Genomic DNA, 8,463 nt, shown 5'->3' with positions numbered 1-8,463 from the left:
GGCCCGCACCCTGTATCACCGGGGTGCGGGCCCGCGCCGTTCGCAGCGTGTCCCTGCTGCCTGACCGACCGCGTCAGGCGCCGAGGATCTCGCGCGCCAGCTTGGCGGTCTCGGTCGGCGTCTTGCCGACCTTGACGCCGGCGGCCTCAAGGGCCTCCTTCTTCGCCTGGGCGGTGCCCGAGGAGCCGGAGACGATGGCGCCGGCGTGGCCCATGGTCTTGCCCTCCGGGGCGGTGAAGCCCGCGACGTAACCGACGACCGGCTTGGTGACGTTCTTCGCGATGAAGTCGGCGGCACGCTCCTCGGCGTCGCCGCCGATCTCGCCGATCATCACGATGAGGTCGGTCTCCGGGTCCGCCTCGAACGCCGCGAGGGCGTCGATGTGCGTGGTGCCGATGACCGGGTCGCCACCGATGCCGACGGCGGACGAGAAGCCGATGTCACGGAGCTCGTACATCATCTGGTAGGTCAGCGTGCCGGACTTCGACACGAGACCGATGCGGCCGGGCTTGGTGATGTCGCCCGGGATGATGCCGGCGTTGGACTGGCCGGGGGTGATGAGACCCGGGCAGTTCGGGCCGATGATCCGGGTCTTGTTGCCCTTCGCGCCGGCGTACGCCCAGAAGGCGGCCGAGTCGTGGACGGCGATGCCCTCGGTGATCACGACGGCGAGCGGGATCTCGGCGTCGATCGCCTCGACGACGGCGGCCTTCGAGAAGGCCGGCGGGACGAAGAGGACGGACACGTTCGCGCCGGTCTTCTCCATCGCCTCGGCGACGGAACCGAAGACCGGTACCTCGGTGCCGTCGAAGTCGACGGAGGTGCCGGCCTTGCGCGGGTTCACGCCGCCGACGATGTTGGTGCCGTCGGCGAGCATGAGCTTGGTGTGCTTCATGCCCGTCGCGCCGGTCATCCCCTGGACGATGACCTTGCTGTCCTTGGTGAGGAAGATAGCCATGGTGGTCTGAGTCCCTCTTCCTTACTTCGCAGCCGCGGCGAGCTCGGCGGCCTTGTCGGCCGCGCCGTCCATGGTGTCCACGCGCTGCACGAGCGGGTGGTTGGCGTCGGAAAGGATCTTGCGACCCAGCTCCGCGTTGTTGCCGTCGAGACGCACGACCAGCGGCTTCTCGACCTTCTCGCCCTTGGACTCGAGCAGCGCGAGCGCCTGCACGATGCCGTTGGCGACCTCGTCACAGGCGGTGATGCCACCGAAGACGTTGACGAAGACGGACTTGACGTCCGGGTCGCCGAGGATGATCTCCAGGCCGTTCGCCATGACCTCCGCGGAGGCGCCGCCACCGATGTCGAGGAAGTTGGCGGGCTTCACGTTGCCGTGGTTCTCACCGGCGTACGCGACGACGTCCAGGGTCGACATGACCAGACCGGCACCGTTACCGATGATGCCGACCTCGCCGTCGAGCTTGACGTAGTTGAGGTTCTTGGCCTTGGCGGCAGCCTCGAGCGGGTTGGCTGCGGCCTTGTCCTCGAGCGCCTCGTGACCCGGCTGACGGAAGTCGGCGTTCTCGTCGAGAGACACCTTGCCGTCCAGGGCCAGGATCCGGCCGTCCTTGGTCTTCACCAGCGGGTTGACCTCGACGAGGAGCGCGTCCTCGGCGACGAAGGTGTCCCACAGGGTCACCATGGCCTCGGCGACCCCTTCGGCCACGTCGGCCGGGAACTTCGCCTGGGCCACGATCTCGCGGGCCTTGACGATGTCGACCCCGTCGACGGCGTTGACCGGGACCTTCGCGAGGGCCTCGGGGGTCTTCTCCGCGACCTCCTCGATGTCCATGCCGCCCTGCACCGAGGCCATGGCCAGGAAGGTGCGGTTGGTGCGGTCGAGGAGGTACGAGACGTAGTACTCCGCCTCGATCTCCGGGGACAGCTCGGCGATCATCACCTTGTGGACCGTGTGGCCCTTGATGTCCATGCCGAGAATGTCGGTCGCCCGGGCGACCGCCTCGTCGGGGTCGGCCGCCAGCTTGACGCCGCCGGCCTTGCCGCGGCCGCCGACCTTCACCTGCGCCTTGACGACAGACTTGCCGCCCAGCTTCTCGGTCGCCTCGCGGGCTGCCTCAGGCGTGTCGATGACTTCACCGGCCAGCACCGGTACACCGTGCTTGGCGAAGAGGTCCCTCGCCTGGTACTCGAACAGGTCCACGCGCGTCCGTCCCTTTTAGTGGTATCGCGGTTCGTTCTTCTGCGTGGGCGTGCCGCGATGGGCAACGTGACTGCGCTGTCACTAGGGAGGCGTACACGGTGTCCGAGTACGCGGCATGTCCATCCGGCAGGTTATCCCCGCGCTCGGTGTGACCCTAAATCGCAGATCACACCTGAGCGGTGATAACGGTCACAGAGGGTGGCTCCTCCGGCTCCCGGCCGGGGCTCGCCGGGAGCCGGAAGAGGCTGGTCGGGACTGGGGTGCCCGGCCCGGGTCCCCCTGGGCCGAGCACTCCGATGTGGTGAACCGGGCGGCCTCTCAGCCCGCATGGTTCGTCCCTGTCGGACTTCTCAGAGCCGACTGCTCAGAGCCGACTCCTCAGTGCCGACTCCTCAGAGCGCGGGCAGCGCGTCCGTCGCGAAGGACGGGGCGACGGAGGCGACGCCCTGAACGCCGGCGCCCGCGTGACCGACGGCGGGGCGGGCGTCCTCGCCGACCGTGTCCGCCAGACCGCCCGCGAACGGCCGGGCCTGCGCCCCGACGCTCTCGGCCAGCGGCTGCACCCGGGTGGTGACCCCCTGGGCGAACGGCACGGCCGCGCCCGTGACGCCGGCCGCCAGCGGCTGGACCTCGGTCGTGACGCCCTCCACGAAGGGTGCGACGGCGTCGCCGACGACGCCCTGGGCGAACGGCGCGACCTCGCCGACGACTCCCCGGGCGAGCGTGCCGACGTCGCCGACCGCCTCCGCCACGCCGACCGCACCCGCGGCGAGCGGCGGCAGCACCGAGTCGGACGTCTGCCCGACCACGGGCCCTGCCTCGGCCAGCGCCCCCTGGACGGCGGCCGGTGCCTGGTTCTGCGCGTAGCCGGGGATCTGCTCGATCGGCCCGAAGAGGTAGTCGATCTCGTCGGCAGGCGCGGCGGGAAGCCGCACGGCCCCGGGCACCTGCTGTACGTCGCCGAGCTCCGGGGCCTCCGCGACCTGCGGAACCTCCGGGACCTGCGGCGCGCGCACCTTTGACGGGAGTCCGTCCCGTACGTCGGCCGCACCGGCGGCCTTGCTCCCGGCCTCCGCCAGCGTGTCCTTGACGCCGTCGACGCCATCGATGCCCTTGGCGTCCTTGAGGACCTTGGCGTCCTTGGCCTCCTTGAGGACCTTGTTGTCGGTGACGTCCTTCACGATCTCCGTCCCGTCGGGGGCCTCGGCCGCCAGGTCCGGGGTGGAGAGCGGTACGGACACGGGCAGCTCGTCCGCGCTCGCCGCGGCGGTGCCGAGCGCCCACATACCGGTGGCGGTGGCGGCGACGGCTATGGATCGGCGCATGTTCTTGTGCATGGGTGTGTCAGATCCTTCGAAGATGTTCGGCAGTCCGGAGAGCTCCGGACGCGGGCAGACCTGTTCCGCCCCCGTGCGGCAGGTCGAGGCGGGGTACGGCCTGCCCTAGCCGGGGAATTCGAGGATCTCGCCGGATCTGTCGGGTATCGGGGCGGCGGTCGCCGGGAGGCCCGCTCCCCGGACGAGCGCGGTGTACGGACCACTCGGGGCTCGGACCGCGTGCGGGTCCCCGCCGCGCGGCCCCTGGCCGTCGGCCACCGCTGTGCGCACGAGGTCGCCGCAGGGACCGAACGGCGCACGGCCCGGAGCCGGCGTGGGCTCGGAGTCCGGCGCGTGCCCGGTATCCGGCACTCCGGACACATCCGGCACCGCCTGGGCAGAGCCCCGGTCCGCGATGGCCCGGTCGTGGCCGACGGTGGGTTCGGCGGCGGAATCCGCCCCGGCGTCGGCCGGCGCCGCCGTGCCGCCCCCGGCTCCACGGCCGGTGTCCGGCAGGGAAAGTGACGGAGCACCGGGTGCGTCCGGTCCACCGCCGGACACGGGGAGCACGGGAAGCACGGAAAGGAGCGGGGGAAGCCCCGGCAGGGACGGCGCCAACGGCCGCACCTCCCCGGCGATCCGGTCCACGGTGTCTCGCGCGCCCACGGCCACGGCATCGCGGACGCGAGCGGGCGCAGGGGCAGTGGATGCGAGGGAAGCAGGGGAGATGGTGGAGGCAGGGGCGTCGGCGGAGGCAGGCGCTTCGATGGGGACCGCGGGTTCGGCGGCCGGTTCCGCGGCGGATTTCCCTACAGGTTCCGCAGGGGCCTTCTGTACGGTCCGCCGCTGTGCGGCCTGTTGCCGGGCGGCCCGCTCGACCGGCTTGATCACTGTCTTGATCACCGGCTGGGCCGCGGGCTCGGCTGCCTTGCGGACGGCGGCCTCAGGGGTTGCGCCCTCCGGCACGGCGTCCGCCACGGAGGCAGTGAGCGGGCCCGGGGCCGGACGCTCCCGCGCCTCCGCGCGTCCACCCGCGAGGAGACCCAGGGCCAGCAGCCCGCCGAGGAACAGCACCACTTGTACCGCGCGACGCCCCGCCGTACCCCGCGCCGGGCGCGGGTCGACGGCTGCGCGAGCAGCGGCGGTTGCGGTCACCTCGGTGGATCCTCTCTGGTGCACGGGTGGCGGAATGCGCCCCTCCGCGAATGACGGGTCGATGCTTGCACGCACCCGTGGGGGTCGCGCAAGTCCCCGGTTACTGTTGGGTCTCCTTGTCCGGTATGGGCAGTGGCCTCTTCTCGATCGCCGCCGCCATGACGTCCGGGAAGAGATCCGGCGTACAGGCGAACGCGGGTACACCCAACGCCCCGAGCGCCGCCGCGTGCTCGTGGTCGTACGCGGGTGCGCCCTCGTCGGAGAGTGCGAGCAGGGCCACGAACTGCACGCCGGAGGCCTGCATCGCGGCGACCCGCTTGAGCATCTCGTCCCGTATGCCGCCCTCGTAGAGGTCGCTGATGAGGACGACGACGGTGTCCGCGGGGCGGGTGATCTTCGACTGGCAGTAGGCCAGCGCCCGGTTGATGTCGGTGCCGCCGCCGAGCTGGGTGCCGAAGAGGACGTCGACCGGGTCGTCGAGCTGGTCCGTGAGGTCGGCGACCGCCGTGTCGAAGACGACGAGCCGGGTCGAGAGCGTGCGCATGGAGGCGAGCACCGCCCCGAAGACCGAGGCGTGGACGACCGACGCGGCCATCGAGCCCGACTGGTCGATGCACAGGACGATGTCCTTCTTGGCGGACCGGGAGGCGCGCCCGTAGCCGATGAGGCGCTCGGGAACGATCGTGCCCCTCCCTTCCGCGCCTCCCGGGTCTGCCTTGCGCTCCGTCCCTGCCGGTCCCGGGACGGGGAGGTAGTTCTTGAGGTTGGCCCGGATGGTGCGGTTCCAGTCGATGTCCCGGTGGCGCGGCCTGCTGATGCGCGCCGAACGGTCCAGGGCGCCGGTCAGGGTGGCCCTGGTGCGGCTCTCCAGACGCTTCTCCAGGTCGTCGACGACCTTGCGGACGACGGCGCGTGCGGTCTCCTTCGTCGTCTCGGGCATCGCCTTGTTGAGGGAGAGCAGGGTGCCGACGAGGTGGACGTCCGCCTCGACCGCCTCCAGCATCTCCGGTTCGAGGAGCAGGGCCGCCAGGCCGAGCCGGTCGATCGCGTCGCGCTGCATGACCTGGACCACGGAGCTGGGGAAGTAGGTCCGGATGTCGCCGAGCCAGCGGGCGACGGAGGGCGCCGACGCACCGAGCCCCGCCGACCGGCCGCCGGAGCCCCGGCCGCCGGGCTTCTTCCCGGCGCCCCCGCCGTACAGCGCGTTCAACGCCCCGTCCATCGCCGCGTCCTGGCCGGTGAGGGCGCACCCCGTGCTGTCGGCACTGTCCGCGCCGAGCACCATCCGCCAGCGCCGCAGCCGTTCGGCGTCGGGCGCGTGCGGGGCGGTGGGCCGCGCCGGGCCCGACGCCTGTGCGGTCGTCCGTTCCATCGTCTCCCCCGTCGGGTGCGTCGCGCCCGGGTCCGTCGCGCCGTGGTCTCTCGCTCCCGGGTCGCTCGTTCTCCGGTCCGTCGCGCCCGGGTTGCTCGTTCTCCGGTCCGTCGTCGGGGTCCTCGTCATCCGGCGGCCTCCTCGGGCTCGGACCGGCGGCCGATCAACAGGCGCAGCACCGGCTCCACCGCGTCGGCCCTGGCCCGGTCGAGACCGGGTCCGAAGCCCCCGGGCGCCCGGCCGGCCTCGTCCCGGCGGGCGCCCCCGGGGACGGGCCCGCGCCGGACCAGCTCGCCCAGCGTGCGCCGTACGCCCGGTTCGTACGCGGAGAACGTGCGGCGCAGCAGTGGCAGCACATCGGTGAACGTCTCAGCGGGGACACCGGTCAGCCAGGCGTCGACGAGGCCGAGCAGCCTCTCGTCGTGGACCAGCAGCATGCCGCCACCCGACGCGCCGCCGACGAACCCCTCGATCCAGGCGGCGGCGTCGGCGGGCGGGGTTCCGGGGGAGAGCGCCAGGCCCATCAGCCGGGCGGCCTCGTCCTCCGCCAGCCGCCCCTCGTCGAGGAGCAGCCGGGTGGCCCGGCCCCGGATGATCCCGGCGACCGTGTCCCGGGCCGCCAGCTTGTGCAGGACGGCGTCCCAGCGCTCCCGCAGCCCTTCGGCGGGGGCCGCTCCCGCGAGCAGGAGCCCGATCGCACCGTGCACGGCCTCCACCTGGCGGCGCAGTGCCTCGGCCCCGTCGGCGTCGAGGCCGGCGCAGGCGGGCGGCAGGCCGACGCAGATCCGCTCGGCGAGTCCGGCGGCGACCTCCGCGAGCGCCGCCGTGTCCGTGGAGCGCACGTCCCCGTACCGCAGGGATCGGGCCAGGGCGGGCAGCGCGTCCGCGAGGTGGCCGACGTCCGCGTCGAGTGCGGCCCGGTCGGCGAGGGCCTTCATCACGACGGGCAGCGCGTCGGGCAGTCCGGCCAGGAGGCAGTGTTCGGCGAGTGCGGTGACGTCGGCCAGTGCGGTCGCCGCCACGGCCCCCGACTCGGCCTTCGCGGTGGCGGCGGTGAGGACGGTGGTGCCCCACACGCCCGCCTCGGCGACCCGGACGTGCAGTTCCGGTTCCCAGCGCAGCCGCCAGCTCTCCCGGAAGGTGCCGGTGCTGCCCCGTCCCGCGACCGGATCGCCCCAGCCGACGTCGAGGAGGCGCAGCCGGTGCAGGAGGCGGCTGCGGGCGGCGTCGGTCTCCTTGCGCAGGTCGAGGTCGAGCTCGCGTTCCGACGCCTCCGGCTTGAGCCGGAGGGCGCGCTGGCTTCGGGTCAGGTCGCGTTGCAGCGGGACGGCCGGGGCGGTGTCCGGCACCTCTCCGAGGGTCTCGCCGACGATCAGCCGGTCCCTGACGAGGGCGAGCGGGACGTCGGACCCCTCGCACATGACGGCCCGCACCGCGTCGGTCGTCTCGCCCAGGCCGGCCAGCGGGCGGCCCCGGAGCGCGGCGAGGGTCTCGGCGAGCCGGACGGCCTCGATGACATGGGCGGTGGAGACGAACCGGTCCTCCTCGCGCAGCAGTCCGGCGACCTTGGTCATCCATCGCTCGATCGGCCGGTCCGCCACGTCGAAGAGGTGCCCGTACCAGCCCGGCGCGTCGATCCCCGCCCCGTACCCGCTGTGCCGGGCAAGCCGACGGTGGGTCCAGGGCACCCACGTCAGGTCCGTCCTGACCTTCGGGAGGCCCTTGAGCAGGGCACGGTCGGTGGCGAGCGTGGTCCGCGCGGCGAGGGCAGGGACGTGCCAGGCACCGCAGACGACGGCCACGGCGTCTCCGAACTCCTTCCGGGCGGTACGCAGTTGGATCCGCATGTACGCCTCGCGCACCGCGTCCCGGGGCTGCCCTCCGTCGCCGTACGCCTCGCGGAGAGCGCTCATGGCCTCCGCCAGTGCGGCGAACGGCGCGAGCGCGTCGTCCGCGTCGTCCGCGCCCACCGTGTCTCCGGGCGGGCTGCCTGAGCCCCGGCCGGTGCCGGCGCCCGGTGAACGGTGCTCGACGATGTCCTCCCACCAGCGTTCGGGATCGTCGTATCCGGCGGTCTCCGCGAGCACTCGAATCGGGTCGACGTTCGGCGTGTCCTCTTCCCCGGCCCGCTCCCCCGCGGCCGCCTCCTCGCTCCCCGTGCCCGGCGCCGGTTCCTTGAGCGCGAGGGAGTGGGCGGCGGGCAGGTCGATGAAGCGGACCGGGACGTCGTGGTCGAGAGCCCAGCGGATGGCCACCCACTCGGGCGAGAACGCGGCCATCGGCCAGAAGGAGGCCCGCCCCGGGTCGTCCACGGCGTGTGCGAGCAGCGCGACCGGGGGGCGCATCCGCGGGTCGGCGGCCAGAGGCAGCAGCGCGTCGCCCTCGGGCGGCCCCTCGATGAGGACGGCGGCCGGGCGGGCCGCCGCGAGCGCGGCGAGGACCTGTCTCTTATACACATC

General features: G+C 72.9%; 6 protein-coding genes. All 6 read right to left on the bottom strand.

From position 1 onward, the window contains the following. Nucleotides 1-73: 73 nt before the first annotated feature. The 6 genes from sucD to CR470_RS33025 all read right to left on the bottom strand — a co-directional run bounded on the left by sucD (nt 74) and on the right by CR470_RS33025 (nt 8,460). On the bottom strand, nt 74-958 hold the full coding sequence (gene sucD, locus CR470_RS33050; protein WP_018955930.1) for a succinate--CoA ligase subunit alpha: 885 nt from the start codon (nt 956-958) through the stop codon (nt 74-76). Nucleotides 959-979: 21 nt separating this feature from the next. Then, entirely contained in the window at nt 980-2,161 is a 1,182-nt protein-coding gene (gene sucC, locus CR470_RS33045) for an ADP-forming succinate--CoA ligase subunit beta (protein ID WP_097871141.1), read from the bottom strand. A 392-nt stretch (nt 2,162-2,553) separates the two neighbouring features. Then, nucleotides 2,554-3,498, bottom strand: coding sequence for a hypothetical protein (locus tag CR470_RS33040; protein WP_097871140.1), 945 nt, complete (start codon nt 3,496-3,498; stop codon nt 2,554-2,556). Nucleotides 3,499-3,603: 105 nt separating this feature from the next. Further along, a complete protein-coding gene (locus CR470_RS33035) occupies nt 3,604-4,632 on the bottom strand; it encodes a hypothetical protein (RefSeq protein ID WP_143663924.1) in 1,029 nt (342 codons plus the stop codon). Between the two features lie 100 nt (nt 4,633-4,732). Beyond that, nucleotides 4,733-6,004: a VWA domain-containing protein gene (locus tag CR470_RS33030; RefSeq protein ID WP_097871138.1), complete on the bottom strand. Its 1,272-nt coding sequence runs from the start codon at nt 6,002-6,004 to the stop codon at nt 4,733-4,735. 125 nt (nt 6,005-6,129) lie between these two features. After that, the gene (locus CR470_RS33025; protein ID WP_097871142.1) at nt 6,130-8,460 is read right to left on the bottom strand and encodes a DUF5682 family protein; all 2,331 of its coding nucleotides are present in this window, start codon (nt 8,458-8,460) and stop codon (nt 6,130-6,132) included. Between the last annotated feature and the right edge of the window lie 3 nt (nt 8,461-8,463).

The organism is Streptomyces sp. rh34, from assembly GCF_002551245.1.
Classification (GTDB): Bacteria; Actinomycetota; Actinomycetes; order Streptomycetales; family Streptomycetaceae; genus Streptomyces.
Note: the sequence above shows the minus strand (reverse complement) of the source record. Positions and strands in the feature narration are given on the sequence as shown.